The sequence below is a fragment of the Maricurvus nonylphenolicus genome (assembly GCF_042854845.1).
GTDB lineage: Bacteria > Pseudomonadota > Gammaproteobacteria > Pseudomonadales > Cellvibrionaceae > Maricurvus > Maricurvus nonylphenolicus.
Window position 1 is genome coordinate 1,498,641 of the sequence record NZ_AP031498.1, and the last position, 24,012, is coordinate 1,522,652.

At 48.5% G+C, this 24,012-nt stretch carries 23 protein-coding genes; 10 read left to right on the forward strand and 13 right to left on the reverse strand.

Translation table 11 applies throughout. The features are described 5' to 3' along the window. Positions 1-206 precede the first annotated feature (206 nt). A complete protein-coding gene (locus tag ACGHZ6_RS06330) occupies positions 207-1,028 on the forward strand; it encodes a class I SAM-dependent methyltransferase (RefSeq protein ID WP_390617969.1) in 822 nt (273 codons plus the stop codon). Positions 1,029-1,308: 280 nt separating this feature from the next. On the opposite strand, the gene ACGHZ6_RS06335 is transcribed toward ACGHZ6_RS06330, so the two are convergent. Continuing rightward, positions 1,309-1,581, reverse strand: coding sequence for a hypothetical protein (locus ACGHZ6_RS06335; protein WP_390617970.1), 273 nt, complete (start codon positions 1,579-1,581; stop codon positions 1,309-1,311). A 188-nt stretch (positions 1,582-1,769) separates the two neighbouring features. Here ACGHZ6_RS06335 and ACGHZ6_RS06340 point away from each other — a divergent pair, with 188 nt between their 5' ends. Continuing rightward, on the forward strand, positions 1,770-2,348 hold the full coding sequence (locus ACGHZ6_RS06340) for a hemerythrin domain-containing protein (RefSeq protein ID WP_390617971.1): 579 nt from the start codon (positions 1,770-1,772) through the stop codon (positions 2,346-2,348). Between the two features lie 23 nt (positions 2,349-2,371). Here the strand turns inward: ACGHZ6_RS06340 and moaE are convergent, their stop codons facing one another. From moaE to ACGHZ6_RS06365, 5 genes are all read right to left on the reverse strand, one after another. Beyond that, positions 2,372-2,830 carry a molybdopterin synthase catalytic subunit MoaE gene (gene moaE / locus ACGHZ6_RS06345; protein ID WP_390617972.1) on the reverse strand — a complete coding sequence of 153 codons (459 nt, stop codon included), beginning with the start codon at positions 2,828-2,830 and terminating at the stop codon, positions 2,372-2,374. Positions 2,831-2,832: 2 nt separating this feature from the next. After that, positions 2,833-3,084, reverse strand: coding sequence for a molybdopterin converting factor subunit 1 (gene moaD, locus ACGHZ6_RS06350; protein ID WP_390617973.1), 252 nt, complete (start codon positions 3,082-3,084; stop codon positions 2,833-2,835). Positions 3,085-3,105: 21 nt separating this feature from the next. Further along, positions 3,106-3,585 (reverse strand): cyclic pyranopterin monophosphate synthase MoaC, encoded by a 480-nt coding sequence (moaC, locus tag ACGHZ6_RS06355; RefSeq protein ID WP_390617974.1) that lies wholly within the window; start codon positions 3,583-3,585, stop codon positions 3,106-3,108. A gap of 219 nt (positions 3,586-3,804) precedes the next feature. Continuing rightward, on the reverse strand, positions 3,805-5,232 hold the full coding sequence (gene hemN / locus ACGHZ6_RS06360) for an oxygen-independent coproporphyrinogen III oxidase (protein WP_390617975.1): 1,428 nt from the start codon (positions 5,230-5,232) through the stop codon (positions 3,805-3,807). A 124-nt stretch (positions 5,233-5,356) separates the two neighbouring features. Further along, positions 5,357-6,358: an AraC family transcriptional regulator gene (locus tag ACGHZ6_RS06365; protein WP_390617976.1), complete on the reverse strand. Its 1,002-nt coding sequence runs from the start codon at positions 6,356-6,358 to the stop codon at positions 5,357-5,359. A 141-nt stretch (positions 6,359-6,499) separates the two neighbouring features. Between ACGHZ6_RS06365 and ACGHZ6_RS06370 the strand changes: the two genes are divergently transcribed. Together ACGHZ6_RS06370 and ACGHZ6_RS06375 are read left to right on the forward strand one after the other, a co-directional pair. After that, positions 6,500-7,678, forward strand: coding sequence for an acyl-CoA dehydrogenase family protein (locus ACGHZ6_RS06370; protein WP_390617977.1), 1,179 nt, complete (start codon positions 6,500-6,502; stop codon positions 7,676-7,678). Positions 7,679-7,875: 197 nt separating this feature from the next. Then, complete coding sequence (locus ACGHZ6_RS06375) at positions 7,876-8,646, forward strand: SDR family NAD(P)-dependent oxidoreductase (RefSeq protein WP_390617979.1); 771 nt, start codon at positions 7,876-7,878, stop codon at positions 8,644-8,646. Between the two features lie 30 nt (positions 8,647-8,676). On the opposite strand, the gene ACGHZ6_RS06380 is transcribed toward ACGHZ6_RS06375, so the two are convergent. Continuing rightward, positions 8,677-9,342, reverse strand: a complete 666-nt coding sequence (locus ACGHZ6_RS06380) for a PadR family transcriptional regulator (protein WP_390617981.1) — start codon at positions 9,340-9,342, stop codon at positions 8,677-8,679. A gap of 124 nt (positions 9,343-9,466) precedes the next feature. Here ACGHZ6_RS06380 and ACGHZ6_RS06385 point away from each other — a divergent pair, with 124 nt between their 5' ends. Then, positions 9,467-10,882: a M20/M25/M40 family metallo-hydrolase gene (locus ACGHZ6_RS06385; protein WP_390617983.1), complete on the forward strand. Its 1,416-nt coding sequence runs from the start codon at positions 9,467-9,469 to the stop codon at positions 10,880-10,882. Between the two features lie 115 nt (positions 10,883-10,997). Then, a complete protein-coding gene (locus ACGHZ6_RS06390) occupies positions 10,998-11,771 on the forward strand; it encodes an SDR family NAD(P)-dependent oxidoreductase (protein WP_390617985.1) in 774 nt (257 codons plus the stop codon). A 4-nt stretch (positions 11,772-11,775) separates the two neighbouring features. Here the strand turns inward: ACGHZ6_RS06390 and fahA are convergent, their stop codons facing one another. Then, positions 11,776-13,080 carry a fumarylacetoacetase gene (gene fahA, locus ACGHZ6_RS06395; RefSeq protein WP_390617987.1) on the reverse strand — a complete coding sequence of 435 codons (1,305 nt, stop codon included), beginning with the start codon at positions 13,078-13,080 and terminating at the stop codon, positions 11,776-11,778. 71 nt (positions 13,081-13,151) lie between these two features. Between fahA and ACGHZ6_RS06400 the strand changes: the two genes are divergently transcribed. Continuing rightward, positions 13,152-13,688, forward strand: a complete 537-nt coding sequence (locus tag ACGHZ6_RS06400; RefSeq protein ID WP_390617989.1) for a VOC family protein — start codon at positions 13,152-13,154, stop codon at positions 13,686-13,688. A 104-nt stretch (positions 13,689-13,792) separates the two neighbouring features. Beyond that, positions 13,793-15,568 (forward strand): hypothetical protein, encoded by a 1,776-nt coding sequence (locus ACGHZ6_RS06405; RefSeq protein ID WP_390617990.1) that lies wholly within the window; start codon positions 13,793-13,795, stop codon positions 15,566-15,568. Between the two features lie 10 nt (positions 15,569-15,578). On the opposite strand, the gene ACGHZ6_RS06410 is transcribed toward ACGHZ6_RS06405, so the two are convergent. The 3 genes from ACGHZ6_RS06410 to ACGHZ6_RS06420 are packed head-to-tail and all read right to left on the reverse strand — an operon-like array spanning position 15,579 to position 18,549. After that, positions 15,579-16,601 (reverse strand): phosphotransferase, encoded by a 1,023-nt coding sequence (locus ACGHZ6_RS06410; protein ID WP_390617991.1) that lies wholly within the window; start codon positions 16,599-16,601, stop codon positions 15,579-15,581. 17 nt (positions 16,602-16,618) lie between these two features. Further along, complete coding sequence (locus ACGHZ6_RS06415; RefSeq protein WP_390617992.1) at positions 16,619-17,842, reverse strand: acyl-CoA dehydrogenase family protein; 1,224 nt, start codon at positions 17,840-17,842, stop codon at positions 16,619-16,621. Positions 17,843-17,877: 35 nt separating this feature from the next. Then, a complete protein-coding gene (locus ACGHZ6_RS06420; RefSeq protein WP_390617994.1) occupies positions 17,878-18,549 on the reverse strand; it encodes a histidine phosphatase family protein in 672 nt (223 codons plus the stop codon). 280 nt (positions 18,550-18,829) lie between these two features. Between ACGHZ6_RS06420 and ACGHZ6_RS06425 the strand changes: the two genes are divergently transcribed. Both ACGHZ6_RS06425 and ACGHZ6_RS06430 read left to right on the forward strand, forming a co-directional pair. After that, on the forward strand, positions 18,830-20,047 hold the full coding sequence (locus ACGHZ6_RS06425; RefSeq protein WP_390617995.1) for a serine hydrolase domain-containing protein: 1,218 nt from the start codon (positions 18,830-18,832) through the stop codon (positions 20,045-20,047). 115 nt (positions 20,048-20,162) lie between these two features. Continuing rightward, complete coding sequence (locus tag ACGHZ6_RS06430) at positions 20,163-21,890, forward strand: arylsulfatase (protein WP_390617996.1); 1,728 nt, start codon at positions 20,163-20,165, stop codon at positions 21,888-21,890. A gap of 261 nt (positions 21,891-22,151) precedes the next feature. On the opposite strand, the gene ACGHZ6_RS06435 is transcribed toward ACGHZ6_RS06430, so the two are convergent. After that, complete coding sequence (locus ACGHZ6_RS06435) at positions 22,152-23,183, reverse strand: helix-turn-helix domain-containing protein (protein ID WP_390617997.1); 1,032 nt, start codon at positions 23,181-23,183, stop codon at positions 22,152-22,154. 92 nt (positions 23,184-23,275) lie between these two features. Next, positions 23,276-23,974, reverse strand: coding sequence for a VOC family protein (locus tag ACGHZ6_RS06440; RefSeq protein ID WP_390617998.1), 699 nt, complete (start codon positions 23,972-23,974; stop codon positions 23,276-23,278). Positions 23,975-24,012: the final 38 nt, after the last annotated feature.

A 24,012-nucleotide genomic window follows, 5' to 3' on the forward strand; every position in this document is an offset into this window, starting at 1 on the left:
TGGACGATAGGCTTGAGTCTTGGAGGGAAATCGGGCACTGTGCGGCGCCTGTACCCCTTTCCCCGGGTAGGGGAAAGGGTGGCGTTTATTCCTCGGAGAAGGATATGGCTGCCCTGGTAAGGGCGACGAGTTCAACATCCCTGTTAAATCATCCATTATGATCTCGTCTTAATTAGGTTATCGTCGCGAGCTTAGCTTTCTACAATATGAATCTGATCTTAGAAAATAATGCTCTGGCCATTATTTGTAATAATCCGGCCATTGAGGACAGGGCTAAGGCCCTGGCTGAGCAGATGCAGCTGCCGCTTTTGGATACGCCCGCAAAATATTTGTCTGAGCCCGCGCAGGTACTTGTGGTCGATGAGACGGGCATTGCCCTACAGGCGACGGGTCGCAAGGCACCTGGACCTATCCGTGTAGATTTCACCGCCGGTGGCGCCAATCATCGACGCAAGTTTGGTGGTGGCAAGGGCCAGATGATTGCCAAGGCTGTGGGTCGCAAAGGCAAATTTGCCCCCCATGTGCTGGATGCCACTGCAGGCCTGGGTGGTGATGCCTTTGTTCTTGCCTGCCTGGGTTGTCGTATGAGCTTGCATGAGCGCTCACCGGTAGTTCACCAGCTACTGGCCGATGGCCTGGAGCGAGGCCGAGCCTGGGCTGCTTTAAATGACCCGGAGCTGGCCGATATCCTGGCACGTATGCAGTTACAGCAAACGGACAGTTTGCAGCACCTGGCTGCCTTTGAGGATGCAGAGGATAAACCGGATGTGGTGTATCTGGATCCTATGTTCCCAGAGCGCAGCAAATCGGCCAGTGTGAAAAAAGAAATGGTGGCGTTTCATTCATTGGTGGGAAAAGATCCAGATGCTGACGGTCTGCTTGAGTTGGCACTGGCAGCTGCGAAGTATCGGGTAGTGGTAAAGCGCCCGGCCAAGGCACCGTTTTTGGCGGATGCACAACCGAGCTATCAGTTGCAGGGTAAGTCGAGTCGGTTTGATATTTATACGATTAAGAAGATGCCGGAGTGATGCTTTTTAAGAGCCCGTACTTCAAATTCCATTCCTTACTCTATTAATGTCATTCCCGCGCAGGCGGGAATCCAGTGGCCTTCGCCATGGCACAAGGTACCTAAAGACACTGGATTCCTGCCTGCGCAGGAATGACATTAAGAAATTAGGTGCAACTCCCAAACTATCTGGATACCCAAAGCACTCACTACGTTCGCGGGGCAGACTCTTCCCGCCTGCGCGGGAATGACGTTAACAGAGTGAGGGTTGGTGTCCTGATGTGTCAGCACTTGGCAAATTTCTATTTATCGTTAATAAACGACACAATCCGAATAATCAACATCCGAATCTGCGCCGTCATCCCCATCACAAAACCAACCCCCAACACCAGCAAACCAACCAGCATCACCACCTCCTGCATCACCGATTCAGGCAGGGTCTGATAAGCCATATACACAATCACCAGCCCCACAAAAAACAACGCCAAGCCCAAACGAAAGGTCTTAAACACCTGTTTAAGCGGCACACTGTAGTGATTTTTGAGCAGTTGTTTTATCTGGGAAAGGCTAGGCATGGTCTATTGTGGTGCAGTTTTTAGTGCCATAAAGCATATCAAATTTGCTACTTAAAATAAGCTGTTCAAATTGTGTGGAATTTGACAATTCTCGATAGCCTGCTTGATTTGGGTCAAGAGTGCACTTTATGGCTTGGCCTAAGCTGAACAAGAGGTCGCCTATTTCGAAAAGGTGCGGGAGAAATATTATGCATGCTATTGAAAAGCAGCTGTACAGGGATCACTACCACCTACAGCGCCTGCTTGAACATTTGGATCAAGAGGTGCGGAACTACGAGTGTGGTATGGCAAGTTCAGTTGAGTTGCCGTTAATACTCGACACACTGGATTATATTCGTTTTTATCCGGAACGCTGGCATCACCCGATGGAAGATAAAATCTTTGATCGCATTATGGCCAAGCACCCACCGGAAGCAGAGTTCGTCAATCAAGTGCAATTGGAGCACCAGCAGTTGGCGCAGTTAACCCGTTATATGACGCAGTTATTTGATGCGGTTGCCAATGATTGTATTGTGCCTGTATCCGAGCTGGTGCGTACCACACGGGAATTTATCCAGCGTCAACGTTCGCATATCGATCGGGAAAATGAGCTGGTCTATCCGTTGATGGAGAAGTATCTGACCGAAGCCGATTGGGAAGAGTTGGAAGCGGAAATTGCTGTGGAGCAGGACCCTCTGTTTGATGCCCCACTAAAAGCGGATTATCAAAACCTGTTTATGCGGGTAGTGGACGGTAACAGTAAAGGTGGAGCCCAGGCGTTTCAATAACGCCTGGAACTCTTAACGAAAAATTATTTGGTTAACTCATTCCAGCGATCAGCAGCGCTGGTATCACTATCGCGGGCATCGACCCAGCGACCACCCTCGGGCGTTTGTTCTTTTTTCCAGAACGGCGCCTGGGTTTTCAAAAAGTCCATGATAAATTCACAGGCGGCAAAGGCTTCGCCACGGTGTGCGCTGGACACGCCAACAAAAACAATTTGATCCGAAGGGTGCATTTCACCAATACGGTGTATCACGCGTATACCGTTTAAGGTCCAGCGTTCGCGGGCTTGATCGCAAATCCCCTGCAAGACTTTTTCAGTCATGCCTGGATAGTGTTCCAGAAACAGGGAAGAGACATCATCACCTTCGTTAAAGTCCCGCACCAGACCAACAAAAGTCACAATGGCACCAATGGCTGGGCAATCCTGACGAAGTGCTTCGTATTCGGTGTTTAGATCAAAGTCTTCGTTCTGTACAAGAATCATGATTAGCCTCCAGTAACGGGAGGGAAAAACGCCACTTCTTCATCACCGTTAAGCGGGGTGTCTTCGTTAACCACTTCCTGATTAACGGCGATAAAAATACCTTTGGCGGTTAAAGCTTGTTGCCACTGCTCGCCCCGTTCACACAGCAGGTCGCGCAGCTGGCCAACATTATTGATCTCGGCTGGCAGTTCCAGACTTTCTTTATCCTGACCCAGTTGGTCGTGAAGGCGGGCAAAATATAAAATCGTTAACATCTCTAATTCCTACTTCTTTTCTTACGACTCTGCAGTCCAGTGGCCAGACTTACCGCCTTGCTTTTCGAGCAGGCGGGTTTGTTCAATTACCATACCTTTATCTACGGCTTTACACATATCGTAGATGGTCAGTGCTGCTACAGAGGCCGCGGTCAGGGCTTCCATTTCAACACCGGTCTGGCCGCGCAGTTTACAGGTGCTTTCAATGCGTACGCGATTGTTTTCCGGCTCGGCTGTCAGTTCCACCTTTACGGAAGTCAGCATCAGCGGGTGGCACAGGGGAATCAGGTTGGAGCACTGCTTGGCTGCCTGGATACCGGCAATACGTGCCACGGCAAAGACATCGCCTTTTTTATGGCCGCCACTGGTAATCAGCTCCAGGGTTTCCGGGGTCATGGAGATATAGGCTTCGGCGGTGGCCTGGCGCTGGGTATCGTCTTTAGTGCCAACGTCCACCATATGGGCGTGGCCTTGGCTGTCTAGATGAGTGAGTTTGGACATAGTTAACTAATTCTTTCTAGCACCGCCATTCCCGCGCACGCGGGAATCCAGAGCTACGAAGTGCTTTCATGAGCGTTGGTAGGGCACTGGATTCCCGTTTTCACGGGAATGGCGAATGGGTTTTGTGCGTATAGCGATTGGTCGCGTTACGTTCATTGTCTGAGCTTAGTTTACTAGACTCTTCGCACGTTTGTCAGAACTATATAGCCCCTTCATAGCCTAAATGATCTTAGAATAACGCACCGGCTCCACCTCACCTGGCATCTTGACGGCCTGCCGACTATTCGGATTCAGATAAGCATCAAAAGCCATACAAATCCTACGGATAAGCAAGCGCCCATCGTCAGTGACTTTTAAGTAACTGGGGGTGAGTTTCACCAATCCATCCACCGCAAAATCAGCTAACTGATCCAGCTCATCGGCAAAGTATTCGCAGAAATCGAGCTCCAGTTTTTGGCTCATGTGTCTGAAATTAACTTCGAAGTTGCAGATCAATTGGTTGATCACCGTTTGGCGAACCAGATCATCTTTACTCAGTACAATGCCTTTGTTGATCGGTGTCAGGCCTTTATCAAGTGCGGCACTGTAGGACGGAATATCTTTAAAATTCTGCACAAAAATATTGTCAATCGCACTGATAGAAGAAACCCCCATCGCTAACATATCGCAGTTACCGTGGGTGGCATAACCCTGGAAGTTACGTTGCAGCTCACCGTGCTCCTGGGCGATGGTTAAGTCATCATCCGGTTTGGCAAAGTGATCCATACCGATATAGACATAGCCGGCTTCGGTTAACTGATTAATGGCGGTTTCCAAAATTTTCAGTTTTTCTTCCGCGCTGGGTAATGCATTTTCATCCATCTGTTTTTGAGTTTTAAACAGATGCGGCATATGGGCGTAGTTAAACAGGGACAGGCGATCAGGGTTCAGTACAATCACTTGCGCCAGGGTACGGCTTACGCTCTCTACCGACTGATGTGGCAAGCCGTAAATTAAATCCATACTCAGTGAGTGAAACTTCTCTTCGCGAGCCACATCCACCAGCGCTTTTACTTCTTCAACACTGTTGAAACGGTTAACGGCTTTTTGCACTTGTGGATCAAAATCCTGCACGCCCATGCTCAGGCGATTAAAGCCTAACTCACGCAATACGCGCAGTGTTTCTGGCGTGGTTCCGCCGGGGTGAATCTCAATAGAGTATTCGCCGCTGTCATCATCCAGCAGGTTAAAGTGTTTGCGGGTAGCGGCCATCAGCTCACGCTTTTCATCGTCACTGATATAGGTAGGTGTACCGCCACCCCAGTGCAGCTGGTTAACCGGGCGACTGCTGTCAAACTGGGCGGCGCGCAGTTCAATCTCTTTTAACAGACTGTCCAGGTAAGGGCGCGCACGCGCCTTATTGGCTGTGACAATCTTGTTGCAACCACAGTAGTAACAAATGGTGTCACAGAACGGGATATGGAAGTACAGAGACAGTGGGCGGCCGCTGGTATTGCTGCGCGCTATCGCAGCTTCAACATCCATCTCACTAAAGCCTTCACGAAACTGCGGTGCAGTCGGGTAAGAGGTATAGCGAGGACCAGAAAGATCGTAACGGCGGATCAGTTCACGGTTCCAGTGAATATGGGACGGTTTATTGGGGAGCATGGCGGCTATCTTGCTGATTTATGTAGGTTTTTTGATACCTGTAGTGTCTCATAGCCGCGCGCTAGGGGTTTTGATGCAGGTCAAGCGGTTCCGATTGGTCAACAAGCGGTCGTCAAAATGTCATTTAGGACACCGAATGGCGGTATTGTTTGGGGGTCATCCGAGTCCAGGTTTTAAAGGCTCGGGTAAAGGTGCTGGTTTCCGAAAAACCGATTAGCTCTGCTATGGCTTCAATGGTTTTATCGGTATTGGTCAGGTACTGAATCGCCACATCCCGGCGTAGTTGGCTTTTTAAATCGCCGTAGCTTATGCCTTCTTTCTCCAGTGCCTTACGCAGAGCTTTGGTGTGGATGCCAAATTCCGTGGCCACTTCAAGCAGCGTCGGGATTTCTTGCAGGTGTTGGCGCAGGTAGTCCTGAGTTTTTACTGTCCAGCTTTTTTCGTTGTAGCTGTTAACAATAATGCTGAGCATGGGGTTGTGCAGAAATTCGATCAAATCCTCTGTTTTTTGCTTGATGGGTAAAGTCTTGGCGGATGCTTCCAGCACTAACTCACAGCGGTCACTGTCAAAGCAGACCCTGGCGTGGGGAAACATCACCCGATATTCGTCGGCTTGTTGGGGGAGGCGATAGGGCAGATGAATTTCCCGGGTGGGAATCATGTCTTTGGCCAGCCAGCAGAGGATACGGTGGATGCCAAACATAAACAGCTCGTAGGCATAGGGCTCTGGTTGGGAATCATCCCACGGGGTAATGCGTAATCCCGTCAGCGATGAATCGCTTATCAAATCCAATTTGAAGCCTTTTTCCATCAGTCTAAAGCACAGGCAAAGTCGTGACAGGGCATCCCCAATGTCGGTACAGCTCAGTAACCAGTGGCACACCAGTGACCAGCTGCCTACCGGAATTGGCCGTGAGCCATAGCCCAGCATTTCATCATCCAGAGCTCGCATGGTCAGGGTTTGTAGTTTGGCGTATTGGGTGGCCGTAATACGTACGGCGGTTTGGTTAAACAGTTGCTGGGAGATACGCGCTTCCGCTAACAGCTGGGCGGTAGGCAAGCCTCGTTCAGCGGCTTTGCTCAGGGCCGAACGGAAGAAGTGACTGGATATGGTGATTTCCTGCATTTGGTTTGGCACATATAACGCGAATTTCTAGATTATGGCATAAAATGCCTGTTTGAATCTCAGAATGCCATTAAATATCCCTCAATCAATACTGATAATGGACAAAATGTATGTTTAGCCTGGTGAGAGGTAGTGGTTGGCGTGTTAAAGCGAGAATTTACCGAAGAGCAAAAGCTGTTTCGCGATGCCTATCGCAAGTTCCTCCATGAGGAGATTGTTCCCTATATGGAGCAGTGGCGAGAGCAGGGTATTGTCGATCGCCAGGCGTTTAAGAAAGCAGGCGAGATGGGCTTTTTAATGGTGTGGCCAGACGAAGAGTTTGGTGGCTTAGGTGATGAGGATTTTCGGTACGAGCAGATCATTATTGAAGAAAACCAGTACGCTCTGACTGCTGACTGGAACTGCACCTTGCACAGCCGTTTGGTTGGCCCCTATTTCAAACGATTTGCCAACAAAGAACAGCAGCAGCGTTTTCTGCCCAAATGTGTAACCGGCGAAACGGTTTTGGCGATTGCCATGACCGAGCCAGATGCGGGCAGTGACCTGGCGGGTATGCGCGCAACGGCCATTGATCAGGGCGATCACTATCTGCTGAATGGTAACAAAACCTTTATCTCCAACGGCGTTAACGCCGATGTGGTGATTGTTGCTGCGAAAATTGATCCAGTAAATAACCCGCGTCAAATTGGTTTGTTTATTGTTGAGCGCGGTATGGAAGGTTTTGACCGTGGTCAGCCGTTTAAAAAACTGGGTCAAAAAGCTCAGGATACGGCTGAACTGTTTTTCTCAAACGTTAAAGTGCCGAAAGAGAATGTGTTAGGTGATCCTTCTAAAGGGTTTTCTTATTTGATGGAAGGGCTGGCTGAAGAACGATTAATTGCTGCCGTCGAGTGTTTGGCGGCGGCTCAAAAAGCCTTTGATATTACCGTCGATTTTACCAACGAACGTAAGCTGTTTAAGCAACGTCTGGGGCAGTTCCAGAACACCCAATTCAAACTCGCAGATCTGCGCGCTGAATTAGATATGCAGCAAATTTATGTCGATCAGTGTGTGCGTGCACTGGCCTCCGATGAGTTGACTGCTGTTGATGCGGCTAAAGCCAAGTTGGTGACCAGTGAGCTGTTGTGTCGCGTGGTTGATGAAGGTGTGCAGTTGCACGGTGGTTCGGGTTATATCGATGAATACCCGATTTGTCGTATGTACGCCGATGCGCGGGTAACCCGTATTTATGCCGGTACATCCGAAGTGATGAAACTGATTATTGGTCGCGACATTTATCAGGGCGACAACACCCCGTTTATTGATAGAGATATGGCGTAGTTCACCCATCTGCCATTCCCGCGAAAGCGGGAATCCAGTGTATGTGGCACTTAGGTGATACCGGTAAGCATCAGATTGATTCTATTCTGTGCAATATCAGGTATTGCACTATGTATCTATGGATTCCCGCTTTCGCGGGAATGGCGATGTAGTGAGTAATTCGTAGGAAATAAATCTAAGAGTTAAGAGGACGTAAAATGGATATCGCAGGCAAAACAGCCGTAGTTACTGGCGGTGCTTCCGGTTTGGGTTTAGCCACCGTTGAGTTGTACGCAGAAAAAGGCGCAAACGTCGCTATTTTCGATTTGAATGAAGAGTTGGGTTTAGCGGTTGCCGAGCGCCTGGGTGACAAGGTTGCCTACTTCAGCGTTAACGTTGCCGATGAAGAATCCGTACAAAATGCAATTAATGCGGTTGTGGATAAATTTGGTGCGTTACACATTGTGAATAACTACGCCGGTATTGGTCCTGCCTGTAAAACCCTGAGTAAGAAAGGTCCACACCCGCTGGATATTTACCAGAAAGTGGTTGCGGTAAACCAGGTAGGTACCTTTAACGTAGCACGCTTGGCTGCCGAGAAAATGGCCGACAATGAGCCAGTGAATGACGACGGCTCTCGCGGTGTAATTATCAATACTGCCTCTGTTGCAGCATACGAAGGTCAGATCGGTCAGGTGGCTTATTCCGCCACTAAAGGTGCGGTAGTGGGTATGACCCTGCCAATGGCTCGTGAGTTGGCCCCTTACGGTATTCGTGTAAATACCATCGTACCAGGTCTGATTCACACGCCGCTGTTCGACACCATCGAAGAGTCCTATTACAAGTCGTTGGAAGCATCTACCGTATATCCAAAGCGCTTGGGTAAGACCAGTGAAATTGCAAAACTGTCTTTGCACATTGTTGATAACGATTATATCAACGGTGAGTGTATCCGTATGGATGCCGCCGTGCGTATGCAGCCAAAGTAAAAACTCTCTCTCTAGTGGGTTAATCACTCGCTATTTTTCAGCCGGCTTCTGCCGGCTTTTTTCTTTTTCCAGCAGTGTGGTTAGTCGCTGTTGAGTCTGTTGATAGTTTTCCACAGCCATAGCGGTGGTGTCTTCAGTGTCGGCCAGAGCGCGCAGTTTTTCTTCACACTCTGCTAGCCACAGCAGCCTTGATTCAAAAATATGGCTGCCCAGCAAACCAATCATAGAGGCATTAGGTGCTGTTTTACCAAGAATGGTTCCGTGCTCAAGGATTTGATCAACAAGTATCAGTGAGCGCTTAATCTCGTCCATAATCTGCTGGCGCATTTCTTCAATCCGTTCCAGCAGGGCCGGAATGTCCGCTGTACTGGTTAAGTAGAATTTCAATAGCGAAACATGTTCTACCCGTGGGCTCTCGCCTTCTTCCATCAGCCAGTCGGCAAGGGTTTGTTCACCCAGCGGTGTAATACTGTAAATGGTTTTTTTACGGTTGCCCTGTAATTCTTCCGTTGCGCTGAGTAATCCTTGCTTGGCCATTTTTTTCGGTTCATTAAAAATCTGGCTGCGGGTGCGTGGCAGCATGGTGCGGACCGCACTGACCTCCATAAATTGCGCCAGTTCATAGGCGGTCCAGGGCTTCTTCTTGAAGAGTCCGAGCAGGCAGTAAGCGGTGGTATTAAGCTTGGTTTGGGTCATGTGGGGCGGTGCTTCTGGGTGGCCGTATTGACAAGGTCTGAATTGGACCATTATAGTGGATTTCAGTATAGTCTAAATCAGACCATTTATGCCTATCTATAGTGATTCATTATCAGGAGCCTTCATGCGATTAACCAAGCTCATGCAAATCTCGGCGGTATGGCTGCTGCTAAGCCCATTCGCTCAGGCGCAGGATGCAGTGGCCAGTGACGATGAGCGTATTGTGCGATTGATGTCTGAGGCTATCCGCTATCAAACCATCAGCTACGGTGATCGTTCCCAGCGGGACTTTAGCCACTTTACGGCTTTCCGAGGTTTTCTGAAGCAAAGCTTCCCTACGGTATTTTCCAGTCTTGAGGTTACGCCAATCGCAGAGCACAGCTTGTTACTGAAGTGGCAGGGCAAGGATAGTGATTTGTTACCGGTACTGTTTGATGCCCACTACGATGTGGTTCCCATCGAGTCGGGTACCGAATCAGAGTGGCAACAGCCACCGTTTGAGGGTGTTGTTGCCGATGGTTTTATCTGGGGCCGCGGAGCACTGGATGATAAGGCCAGTGTGGTATCTACCCTGGAAGCTTTGGAACGTTTGTTAAAAGCTCAATACCAGCCCACGCGAACCCTGTACTTTTCTTTTGTTCACGACGAAGAGATTGGTGGCCAGGAAGGTGCACGAAATGTCGCCAGCCATTTACAAAAAGAAGTGGGTAAACTGGCCTATGTGATTGGTGAAGGCGGCATGTTGCTGACAGGTAACCCCATGTTGCCAGACAGCAAACTCGCCAATGTCAGTCTGGCGGAAAAAACCTATGCAACTGCTACTTTAACAGCCAGAGGACCAGGAGGGCATTCCTCCATGCCGGTGGATGACAATGCTATTGTGCGTTTGGCCAAAGCGGTACAAACGATTCATGAAAACCCGTTTGAACCCGAGCTGGTTGCTCCAGTTACCAATATGCTGGAAACCCTGGGACAAGAAGTCCCTGGTATTGCAGGCTGGTTGATGCGCAATCATGGCATTGGTGGGCCACTCATTGCCCGTCAACTTACCCAAGATCGCGTTACCAACGCCATGGTTCGCAGTACAACCGCCGTGACCATGTTCGATGCGGGCGTTAAAGAAAATGTGATCTCGCAGCAATCCGAAGCCAAAGTGAATTTTCGTTTGCTGCCGGGATACAGTGTTGAGCAGTTGCAACAGCGCTTGGAAAAATTGGTCGACGATCCTCAGGTCACTATCAAGATTAACTCCTGGCCTTCAATGCCTGTGGCAGACTTCAGGGGGGAGGGTTATAAAGCCATCACTGCAGCCGTGCATCGGGTTCAACCTGAAACGCTGGTGACGCCTACTCTGTTAACGGCCACCACAGATCGTCCCAAGTATCAGGGGCTGACAAAAAACCTGTACGGTTTCCATACCCATACCATGCCATTAGGGGATGCCAGTACTATCCATAACACCAATGAGCGTGTGGGTGTTGCTTCCATTATTGAGGCGGTATCGGTATCCGAATCATTGATTCAGGAAGCGGGAAAATAAATTCTAATCAGGCATACAGCGGGCTGGAATAAAATGCCTGTTATGCTCCTAAAATGCCATGTATTGAGACCTTGAGGGTGCGGGATAATAGGTTTTTGATAGCTGGTTGTTCGTTATGTTGTTAGATAAAACCTTTTCCCTGCAGGCCAAAACCGCACTAATCTCTGGTGCTTCCAGTGGCCTGGGTGAACACTTTGCCCGTGTTCTGGCAGAAGCGGGCGCAACGGTGATTGTTGCTGCTCGTCGGGCTGATCGTTTGCAAAACCTGGTCGATGATATCATTGCCGCTGGCGGCCAGGCTCATGCCATTCCTATGGATGTCACCTCAGCCGAGAGTGTTGAGCAAGCCTTTAAACAGGTGGATGAAATCACCGACCAACTCGATATTCTGGTGAACAATGCCGGCATCAGTTCCGAGCCTACAAAATTTGTAGATATGGAAGAGGATGACTGGGGTTATCTGCTGGATGTAAACCTTAAAGGTGTATGGCGTGTTGGTCGTCAGGCGGCTATCCGTATGAAAGAGCAGGGCAGTGGTTCCATTATCAATACCGGTTCTATCTACAGTATTGGTACCGGCATTATGAAAGCCGATTACAATGTGTCGAAAGTGGCGGTGGACCAGCTGACCAAAAATATGGCGCTGGAATTAGGTCGTGCTGGTGTGCGTGTAAACAGTTTATGTCCGGGATACTTTGCTTCCGCAATCAATGAAGGTGAATTTAGCAGTGAGCGCGGTAAAGCTTATATCGCTAAATTGGTGCCACAACGCTTGGGGCAATACCACGAGTTGAATGGTCCACTGTTGCTGTTAGCCAGCGATGCCAGTTCTTATATGAATGGCAGTGCTTTGGTGGTGGATGGCGGCAGTCTGTTAAACCCTGTTTAAATATTTATAGCTTGGGCGGCAGGATACTGCTGCGCACTTCCCCAAAGCCAATCCGTCGCGCGCCTTCTCGCTCACAGTGGGCGCGCATAATAATGGTATCACCATCTTCCAGAAACGTGCGTGTCTCGCCGTTGTTTAACGTAACCGGATTTTTACCTGCCGTAGTAAGTTCCAACAAACATCCGGCTTCACCTTCGTTGGCACCTGACTGTGTTCCCGAACCTAATAAGTCGCCTGCCTGTAAGTTGCAGCCATTGATCGCGTGATGGGTCACCATTTGTCCAGCTGTCCAATAGGCGTGCTTAAAGTTGGAGCGGGACAGTCGGGATTCTTCCTGATTTGTGCTTGTGGTGATAAAACAGTCCAGAGTCATATCAAAGGCGCCAGATTGACTGTTCGTTTCAGAGGTTAAATAGGGTAGCGGTTGAGGATCATCTTCAGGGTGAGAGAAGCTGCTACGAAATGGCAGCAGGGCTTCTGTAGTCACAATCCAGGGGGAAATTGTGGAGGCAAAACTTTTTGATAAAAACGGTCCCAGTGGTTGGTATTCCCACGCTTGGATATCACGGGCAGACCAGTCATTTAAAATGCACAATCCAAAGATATAATCTTCGGCATCTTCGATATTAATAGGTTCTCCTAGCGTATTGCCATTACCGATAAAAATACCGACTTCCACTTCGTAGTCCAAACGCTTGCAGGGGCCAAAGCTGGGAGCTTCATCATCGGCAGCCTTTAATTGCCCGCAGGGCCTGGGAAAGGTTTGACCGGAAACGGCAATACTCGATGCGCGACCGTGATAACCAATGGGTACCCATTTATAGTTGGGGAGTAATGGGTTGTCTGGGCGAAACAGTGAGCCGACTTTAGTGGCATGATGGATGGAGGAGTAAAAGTCGGTGTAGTCCTTAATCTCACAGGGCAGTGAATATTCCACATCGTCTTGGGCAATCAAACAGTTTTCCAATTGTGCTTGCTCTGTAGCTCCTTCCTGTAGCGCTGTGGATAACGCAAGCCGAAGCGCAGACCAGGCTGCTTTATCCATCGCCATAAAGTTATTCAACGTACTGTGGCTGCAGGCCTGCAGAGCTTCTTGGGCCAAGTCGCTAAAGAGTTTGAGTTTGGCGACTGCCGCCAAATCGATAACCTGATCACCAATAGCAACACCGCCGCGGAATGCTTCACTAGAGCCTTGGCGTCGAAATTCAGCAAAGGGCAGGTTTTGAATCGGGAAGTCGGTGTCGTCTGAATTGGCAGAGCTGACCCAGCTGGTCAGGCTGGGGTCATGGGTTTCATTCAGGTGATACATAGAGGTCACATCCCTGAGTCAGATAAAGGACTATATTTATATAAGATAGTTGATAACGCAGGTTTCAGGTGATGATTAATATCCAGCAAATCCACCATGTGGCCTACCGCTGCAACGACGCCAAGGAAACCGTTGAGTGGTATCAGGACAATCTCAATATGGAATTCCTGGTGGCGATTGCCGAGGATAAGGTTCCCTCCACCAAAGCCCCCGATCCGTATATGCATGTCTTCCTGGATGCCGGGCAGGGCAATATCCTGGCATTTTTTGAATTGCCTAATTCCCCAGCAATGGGCAAAGATCCCAACACCCCGGAGTGGGTGCAGCATATCGCCTTTGAAGTGGAAAACCGCGATGACTTGTTAGCCGCGAAAGAAGAGCTGGAGGCGAAAGGCATAGATGTAATAGGCGTGGTCAATCACGGCATTATTCACTCAATCTATTTCTTTGACCCCAATGGCCACAGACTGGAATTAACCTACCGGGATGCAACAGAAGAGCAGTTGAAAGAATTAAAACGCGTAGCCCCGGAAATGGTAGCAGAGTGGTCTATAACCAAGCGTGCACCGAAGCATGCTGCATGGTTGCACAGCGAAGAGTTTGAATAAGAAAATTGTAAGATTTAACAATAGTTTTTTTAGGCCAAAGAGTTCTTGTAGCTTACTATATCCCCGCCGATAACCTCTACGACTCCACTAACGGGGAGGTCGTTATGCGCATTGATGCATCGGATATTCGTTTTATATTCCATAGTCGTTATGAAGAAGAGACTCTGCGGCAGGGTAAGCAGGCCCAATCTCTGACCCAGGTAGACCTGGATGAAGATCGACTGCCAACGGGCCAGTCGGTGAATGTCAGTCTGAGCCTTAGAGATGCTTATGCCACGGATACCTATAGTCGTTTGAGCGGTGACACACGGGTCACTGATACTTCGCAGAATAAGCAAACTCGTTATGAATATGAAAGTGTTATCCAGGCCGCCGCAGAGGGACTGGTGGAACAGCGATTACAGTTGGGCATGATTCTGCGAGAAGACGGCGAAACCCTGCAGCGGGATTTGGCCCTGGCTATAGCATCAGACACGAGTGTTGATACTTTAGAAAGCGAAGATTTGGGTACCGGTGTTGTTGGCGCTAACCGTTTGGTTGTAGAGCAACAGCGCTATTACCATGAAGAAAGCCGCAGTCTATTGGGCAGCAGTGGCACCATTGAGTTGGCAGATGGCCGTACGATTGAATTTACCCTGGAGCTGGAATTACAACGTCGTCACCAACGTGAAGGAGAGTTATTGGTGACGGCGGAAAACCGCCGCCTGATCGATCCCCTGGTGATTAATCTTGAGGGAAATCCCGACCTGTTAACCAGTGCCACCTTTGAGTTTGATATGGACGCCGATGGTCAAACCGACACCTTGTCCTCGCTGAATCACGGCGTAGGCTTTTTGGCATTAGATGGTAAAAAGGATGGTGAGCGGGACGGTGTGATTAATGATGGTAATGAATTATTTGGTACGCAAAGTGGTGACGGCTTTGGTGATCTGGCGGCCTACGATCTTGATGGCAATGGCTGGATTGATGAAGCTGATGAAGTTTTTCAGCAGCTGCAGGTATGGCAACCGCCCAGTGTTGATGCCGAGGGCAATATCATAGACGGGCGTTTATTATCCCTGGATGAGGCAGGGGTAGGGGCAATTTATTTGGGCAGTGGCGAAGTGGATGTGACGCTTAAAGATGACAGCAATCAACTGCAAGCCCAAATCCGCAGTCAGGGAATATTCCTTAAAGACGATGGTGAAGTGGGCAGTGTGCAACAAGTGGACTTTGCTCGCCACAGCGAGCCACCACAGTCTGACTTAACGCAGCAATTTGACCGGATCAACGATAAGCTCAATCGGGTTTTTGGTGAAGCAGAGCAGGTCATGATTCCCCTGATAGAACGTGGGGAACCAGTAGTTAACCTAAATGCAGAGGTACTCTCTATTAGAGAAGAGGTGCAATCGGTACTGGCCAGTAATCCCTGGTTGCAGGATTTGGCGGCAATGTCACGTTCACAGCTAGTAATTAACGACAATAGAGCGAACACAGACAACTTGTCATCGGCAACAGCCAGTGATGCCTTTTTCAATCGACGTAGCGGTTTTGTATTTGTGCAGTTGCAATCCCAGTTTGAGAGTGGCATGCGAACTGAGGCAACCCATAGCAGTCGTCGAGTCAGTACTGAAATGCTGAGCGCAGAAGCTGATGTTAGTGTGGGGGCTGGTTGGGATAGGCGCGGCCCTGGACTGTTTGAAGGTCTATCGGCCTACACCAGCAGTACGGTTGAGGGGCGCTTGGTGGAAGCCAAGGCCGAACGCACGCAGTTGATGATTGATCAAATTCTGCGACCGATGATGGCGCAGTATCAACTGCGACGACAGTTGCAAATTGAACAGGGCGCTGCGGCTTATCAGGGCGCTGCCGCTCATCAGGAGTACAGCAAGCGCCCTTAGAGGGCGGATGTTAGCTAATCAGTTCGGCACCCATAACTGCCAGCGGTTTCACCAGCTCACCCATCTGCATAGCTTTTTCACTGGAGGCATTGCCATCCAGTGCACGCTTTTTCACACCCTGCAAAATTGCGGCAAAACGGAAAAAGCTAAACGCCAGGTAGAAGTTCCAGTTAGGAATTTCTGTCAACCCCATACGCTCACAGTATTGCGCCACATATTCTTCCTCAGAAGGAATACCTAGCGCTTTACGATCAACGCCACCCAGGCCAGACATCACACCGGTGTTTTCCATACGCAGTTGCATACACTGATAAGCCAGGTCGGCAAACGGATGCCCCAGTGTGGATAACTCCCAATCCACCAGTGCCAGTACGCGGGACTCGGCAGGGTGGAACATCATATTATCCAAACGGAAATCACCGTGGGCCAAAGCCACCTTGCCGTCATCGGCTGGTATATTGGCGGGCAGCCATTCCATCAGGGTTTCCATTTCTGGAATAGCTTCGGTTTCTGAAGCGCGATACTGCTTGGTCCAACGGCCAACCTGACGCTCAAAATAGCTGCCGGGTTTACCGTAGTCAGACAAACCGACTGCATCAACGTCTACCGAGTGCAGGGCCGCCAGTACGCGGTTCATTTCTGTGTAAATCGCGGTACGCTCTTCGTTAGTGGCTTCCGGTAACGCCGGATCCCACATCACACGACCATCGATAAATTCCATCAGGTAGAACATACTGCCGATAATACTATCGTCTTCACACAGGTGGTAAGCCTTGGCTACCGGTACATCAGTATCGGCCAAGGCAGACATCACTTTGTACTCACGGTCGACCGCGTGGGCGGATTTCAGCAACTCACCGGGCGGCTTGCGACGCAGTACATACTTGCCGCTTTGTGCTTCAATCAAAAACGTTGGGTTGGACTGGCCGCCGGCAAATTTGGTGGCAGTGAGAGGACCTTGAAAGTCCTCTACTTGCTGTTCCAAATACGCGGCTAGCTTGTCGGTATCAAAATCAAAGGTTGATTCAGACATTGGTATTCGCCCCGCAATTATTCTTCTGAATAACGATCAATAATCTGTTTACCCAGCGCCATCTGATGCACCTGGTCCGGGCCATCGGCTTGGCGACACCAGCGCGCATAGTTAAAGGCTTCGGCCATAAAGTAATCTTCGGTTAAACCTCCGGCGCCGTGCATTTGCATGCAGCGATCGATGACGGTTTGTACCAACAGAGGAATTGTGGTCTTGGTGGCGGCAATCATATCCACAGAGGCGGGTACACCTTCGGTATCAATCTTCTTGCTGGTTTTTAATACCAGCAGGCGCGCCATTTCAATTTCAGAGAAGGACTTGGAAATCTCTTCACGAATAGACTGGTGCTTGCTTAAAGGGCGACCAAAAGTGGTGCGCGAGGTGGCACGTTTACAGGCCAGCTCCAGAGAACGTTGGGCAGCACCAATCAAACGCATGCAGTGGTGCATGCGGCCTGGGCCCAAGCGACCTTGTGCAATTTCAAAACCGCGGCCTTCACCCAGTAATACATTTTCCAGCGGTACACGTACGTTGTCGAAAACAATTTCGGCGTGACCGATAGGTGCATCGTCGTAACCCAGGGTGGTCAGTGGACGAATAATACTGATTCCAGGAGTGTCTTTCGGGACCAGTACCTGAGTTTGTTGCAGGTGGCGGCTTGGATTTTCCGGATCGGATTTACCCATCACAATAAAGATCTTGGTGCGCTCGTACATGGCGCCGGTAATAAACCACTTACGGCCATTGAGTACCCACTCGTCACCGTCTTTCTTAATGTCCAGCTGAATATTGGTGGCATCACTGGAAGCAACCTGTGGTTCGGTCATCGCGTAAGAAGAGCGGATCTCACCAGCCAACAGTGGTTTCAGCCATTTATCTTGCTGGGCTTTGGTGGCGTAGTTCATAAAGACTTCCATATTACCGGTATCCGGGGCGTTACAGTTAAACACCTCGGGAGACCAGATCACACGGCCCATAATTTCTGCCAGTGGGGCGTAGTCGAAGAAGGACAGGCCACCGTGATCGCAGTACTCAGCGTGATCTTCCGGCACAAACAAATTCCACAGGCCCGCGGCCTTGGCTTTTTCTTTCAGTTCATCCATCAGTGGCACGGGGGCAAAACGGTTTTCCATACTGGCTAACTGTTCGGCGTATTTGTGCTCGTTGGGATAAATATGCTCGTCCATAAAGGCCAGCAGTTTGGTTTGCAGCTGTTTGGATTTTTCGCTGAATTCGAACATGGTGACTTCCTCGTTCAGATTGACGATATAAAGAATTAAGAAAAGGTAATGGCGTCTTGTTTGTCGGCGCTAAGCAGATGGCTAACATCATTAAAGCTGTCGACCGTAAAATCTTTGCGGTTATAGAGCAGCTTGCTGGTGCTGCTGTTTTTAATTTGTAGGGTGAGATTACAGGTGCGCGGGTGATCCAAGCCCCAAATCTGGCCCAAAATTACAGAGATTGGACCGCCAGATGACACAACTAAGGTGCGTTTGGCATCAGTCTTATATGAAAACTCAAAACCTTGCTGAATACGCTCACAAAAACTCTGCCAGCTGTCATTGCCATCATCGGCAATCTCACCGCTCATCCAGTAACCCAGGGCGAGTTTCATATTGTGGTAGTAGTCGCGCTTGGCATGGCCGGTGTCCTGCCATTCGGTCGGAAATTGGGCTTTTAGGGGGACCAGCAAGCCCTGGAAATCGTATTCATTCAGGCCCGCATGTACCTCAAAAGGCACTTTAGCCTCCAGGCCCTCGATCAGCCCCTGAGCTGTCTCGCGGTGGCGAACCATGGAGCCAATCACAATACGGTCATAACTTTGCCCCAGCCCCCGCAGGTGCTGGCCTAGCCAAAAGGCCTGCTGATGGCCTAGTTCACTGAGTTGGTCGTAATTGGCCTGGCCGAAGGATGCCTGGCCATGGCGCAGAAGGGTGATTTCAGCCATAGAATGCCCATATCTTTATAAGTTCTACACATTATAGAGAGATAAATAAATCATCCTAATTTATTTAAATGATATTCCTGTATTGATTGTATTAATGTTTTAAAGCGTTGGGGCGGTATGCGAATAAGCCTATTTTAAGTAATGTAAAGGGCAGCAAATCACTAGCAATTGGCAGTTATCAACTAAATTCCCTTGCCATACGATGATAATCTTGGTCGCAGAGCTTTCGGATAAGTAGTAATCAAGCTGCACGTAGTATCTGGTGATTTGAGAGGAATTCATGAATAAGAAAGTATATGTTCGGACGTTAGTGGTTCTGGTATTAGCAGCCATTGCTACTGTTGGCGTTGTCTATGGGCATTTGGTTGAGCGGATAATCTTTGCTGCAGGTATGGATAAAACGTCCATGCCAAGCGATTTCAGGGTCATGGATTCAAAGTTCCATCATCATATAGTTTCAAAGTCTTCCAGCGCTGAAGCATTACCCAAGAACTTAGTTGACAATGTTTGGCCAGAAACTTTCCAAAGCCATGGTGAAACCCTCAATGTGGACAGCTTCCTGGAAGACGTACGTGTCACTGGTATGGTGGTGTTGAAAGATGGCGAGACAGTATTTGAAAATTATTGGCATGGTCTAAGTGAATCAGAGAGGCAGTTCTCTTTTTCGGTGACCAAGTCCATGACCTCTATCATGGTGGGGCTGGCGATTACCGATGGATTAATTGATGACGTCAATGATCCGGTTGTTAAATACCTGCCGCACTTTAAAGGATCTGCGTGGGATAAGGCCACCATCGCTAATACGCTTGAGATGTCGAGCGGTGTTGATTTTCACGAAGACTATTCCAGATCAGATACCGATATGGATCGCTTCCAAAAAGGCTTTGCTCTGGATAAGCCTATCGAACCTTTTATGCTGGAACTGTCTGCTAAATCAGAGCCTGGTATCAGTCAGGGCTATAACAGTATGGAAACGCAAATGGCCGGTATGGTTGTGCGTTCTGTGATAGGGGAACGTTCTCTTGCTGATTATATGCACGAAAGATTGTGGCAGCCATTAGGTGCTCAGGATGACGCATCCTGGGTAACCGATGTTACCGGTGTAGAAGTGGCTATTGGTGGTTTGAGTATGAGTTTACGGGATCTGGCTAAAGTGGGGCAGCTCATGCTGCAACGTGGTAGCTGGAATGGTCAACAAATACTCTCAGAATCCTGGGTAATGGAATCTACCACACCGGTTAAACCCTACCAGTTACCCGGACGAGATAACCCCTTATCTGAAAAGCCATTTGGTTACGGTTACTTGTGGTGGACGCCTGTAGATCCTGATGGACGGGAGTTTTATGCATCCGGTTTGCATGGTCAATATCTATTTGTCAATGAAGATAAAGGCGTTGTGATCGCTTTGTATTCTGCCAATGATAAGTTTCTTGACAGCCCGGATTGGTGGAAAGAAAAGTATGAAGACTTCTTCCAAACGGTAGCAAGGAATATATAGCCTCCAATCCTAAAAAATCTCAACGAATTTAATCTCCATCATTTTTGATGAGGGATTAAATTCACGCCCTTGTTTCGTTTTCTGTTTTCAGGCTTTCCCTGTTCGAGCGTTAGCTATGCAAAAGATTAGTTTCTTGTTCACTTTATTATTCGTTACTTGTTTTCAGGTGAGTGCTGAGCCTGAGGTAAAGCCAAATTTTCTGATTATCGTAGTGGATGATATGGGCTGGTCTGATATTCAGCCTTTTGGTGGAGAAATTAATACACCCAACTTGCAACGGATGGCTGACGTTGGGGTGGCAATGACAAGCTTTTATGTTGCGCCTACCTGTAGCCCCACGAGGTCCATGCTTCTGACAGGAACTGATCATCATCAGGCTGGACTGGGAACTATGAGTGGCTTTCAAGCAGACAATCAGCAACAGGTGCTGGGTTATCAGGGGACGTTGATAGAATCGTTAGTCACTGTACCTGAGCATCTGAGGGCGTCTGGTTATCGGACATATATGGCCGGTAAATGGCATTTAGGCTCAGAAGAGCAGCAATTACCTCATAATAGAGGCTTTGATAAGTCATTTACGCTGGTAGAAGGTGGGGCGAGTCATTTTGCGGATCAGGAGCCGGTTCATGATAACCACCATGTTACTTATCTGGAAAATGGTGAACCGACGGATTTGCCAGAGGACTTTTATTCCACAAACCATTATGCCGATAAGCTTGTCGATTATATATTGGAGGGGGATAAAGAAACCCCATTCTTCGCTTACTTGGCTTTCACTGCGCCTCATGACCCACTACAGGTGCCGGCGAACTGGTTAAGCCGGTATGAAGGCGTTTATGACGAGGGGCCTGATGTTATTAGGGCGCAACGATTAGAGAAGCAAAAAACGTTAGGTTTGATAGAGGGTGGAGCGGATCTTTGGCAAATGCCAGCCATGCCGGAGTGGTTACCTTTGTACAAGCAGCCGTGGCAGGATCGAAGTGTCGCAGAGCGTCGTAAAGACACAAAGCCTATGGAAATCTATGCCGCAATGATTGAGTTGGTGGATCAGAAGATAGGCACTGTTCTTGATGCCCTTGAAGAGTCAGGAAAATTAGAGAACACCTATATCCTATTTTTCTCCGATAACGGGGCTTCAGCAGCGACGCCACTAATGTACCCGAATACCGCCAGGCAATGGCTATTGGACAAAGATAATAGCCTCCAGAACATGGGGTTGGCGGGCAGTCATGTGCATCTGGGGTCAGAGTGGGCGGTTGTGTCAAATACGCCCTGGAAGCTATTTAAAGGAACTCCTGGAGAAGGGGGGATTCGCTCGCCGATGGTGATGACAGGGCCGCGCTTGCCTCGCTCTGCACGAATCGATAGTGCTGCACACGTTATAGATTTGGCGCCTACTATTTATGAATTGGCGGGTGTTGATTGGCGCGAAGACGTTTCTTCGGAAAAGCAGTTGCGTATTCAAGGTTCGTCACTTGTTCCTTATTTATTAAATCCCAGTGAGAAAAATATTAAACCTTATGTCTTCGAATTGTTTGGCAGTCAAGCTATAAGAATGGGGAATTGGAAGGCCCACAATATACCGGCGCCACTTGCTTCCGGTGAATGGGAGTTGTTTGATTTAAGTAGGGATCCTTCTGAATTAAATAATTTGGCTGCAGAGGAACCCGTGGTGTTAAGGCAATTGATAGATGCTTATAACACCTATGCCATCGAAAATGGTGTGATTCCACCTGAGCCACCCCTGAAGGCTGAAATAAGCGATATGTATGTGGGCGAATGTGATTGGCTGTGTGGCCTTAAGTTAGATCTTGTACAACTGGTAACCGATATTGTTCATTAGCATTATCGGGGAGGCTGGTGCGGTTGTAGTGAGGCAAGGATAAAGAAAGAACGAGCTTCTATATTGATAGAAGCTCGCTTAAAATTTTCAACAGGAAAGGATGAGATTCAATTTCGTCAGTTCAGATAACTGATAGACAGCGAATTGAGCTATCAGTCTATAAAATACGCGTAATGAGTTTCTGTGATTAATTGACAATAACGTGGTTGTCTTCTGCCGTCTGATGAGTTTAGCTATATTTCTATGTTACTTGTTAAGGGGTTAATTCTTTATCAGGTATTCTTTTCTATAGACAGATGGGGTGTTGCCGGTCCAGAGTTTAAAGGCTTTGGTAAAGTTTGATGCATTGCTGTATCCCAAGCTGTAGGCGACTTCATCAACAGAATAATTGGGGTTGGTGAGAAGCTCCATCGCCTTATTCTTTCTTACATCAGAAATCAGTTCTTTATAATTGGTACCCATTTCTTTCAAACGTCTGTTTAATGTACGGGATGACATGTGCAAGATTTCGGCAATTTCATCCATGCCAGGCACTTTTTCAAGGTTGTCTTCCATGATATTGCGGATGGGTATGAGAAGCGATTTATGGTTGTTGTGTAAGTCTTCTATCGTCCGTTGTAACCAGTTTTCTGTTTGTTCAAGAATTCTGTTGTTGGAAAATGGCAGGTTTTTTTGGCAGATATCAATAGGCAGAATCACCCTATTATGGTTGGCATTGAATGAAATATGGCCTGCTAAGTATTTCTCATAATGAGATTTATCCAAATGAGGTTCGTAGGTCATCTCATAGTGCACACGATCGGCATGTTCTGGAAATATAGTTTCTGCTGTTGCCTGCATCATTGAGAAACAGGTTTCTACCATTACGCGAGCGGCACCTTCCCAAGGGTAAACCTCTTCGATGTCTAAATAATAGTTCTTTTCATCATTACTGATCTTGAAATGCACAGCAGGGTTTAGTGCAGCAGTCGCACGGCTGGCAAGGTGTAGTGATTCGGCAATAGTATTACAGGCGAGAACACCGAGGCCGAACATGCCTGAGCCGGTGATATTGATCCGGCGCCCGAATTCCAGGCCTATGCTGGGGTTATGGGTAAGGGTGATAGCTTTACAAATTAAGGCCCTGGATTGGGAGTAGGTCATTTGGCTATCGACTCCCTGGATACTATGGGGGGAAAGATCTATGTCTGCGAAAATCTGCTCTTCTGAGAACCCCTTTTCCTTCAATAAGTCTAATAAAATCAATGGGTTAGCTGCCGATAAGCGTATTTCTTGGGCAGGGGTAGAGGACATAAATTTTAACCTGTAATAACCTATGCCCTCTAATACTATACTGCTTGTGTCAGGATTTTAACCCTCAGTGGTTAAACGCCACTTTATGGTCGTTATCCATTTTCAAGTTGAGTTGGCGGAATGGCGTCTCTCGTTGTTTCTGTAAACTCATTATCTGTCATATTAACCATCACAGAGTATAAATCTTCAGGGTATGACATTCGCAGCTGGCTGGCGCTCTCTATGGGTTGGTTAGGGATAGAGGTTGGGGGTTGCTCGAATGCTTCAGGGTTTTCCAGAACGTGTAATTCGTCAGAAGAGATCCCCATGGCACTAACGACCTCTGGATCAATCCAATTTTTGACGTTTTTCCCTGTCAAAGTCGCGACTTCCAGTGTTATGCCGTCTGGTCCAGAAAAGTAGATTGCTTCTGCAAACCCATGATCCATTGGTCCGAAGCAGTGGATGCCTTTTGAGCGGATGCGGTCACGCATGATAAGCAATTGTTCATGGCTATCAACGTTAAAGGCCAGGTGCTGCATGGTTCCTGTGGTGCATGGATCCCCAGGGTTGCCTGAATGGGTGATACCTAATTTGATATCGGTGGGGATGTTGGGGCTAAATACAAATGCTAAGAGCGAACTGTCGTTAAGTTTAAGAAATGCATGGGCAGTATTCTCGGCGCCGTGCATCCAATAAAGTGCAACGAGTGGCATACCCAATACTTCATTGAAAAACTGTAAGGTGCTCTTTAAGTTGGCCGTAGCCAGAGCAAGGTGGTTGATACCGTTAATGGTTTGTGTGTCCGACATAGCGCCTTCTCCTTATTCGAATATCTTCTATGTTGAGC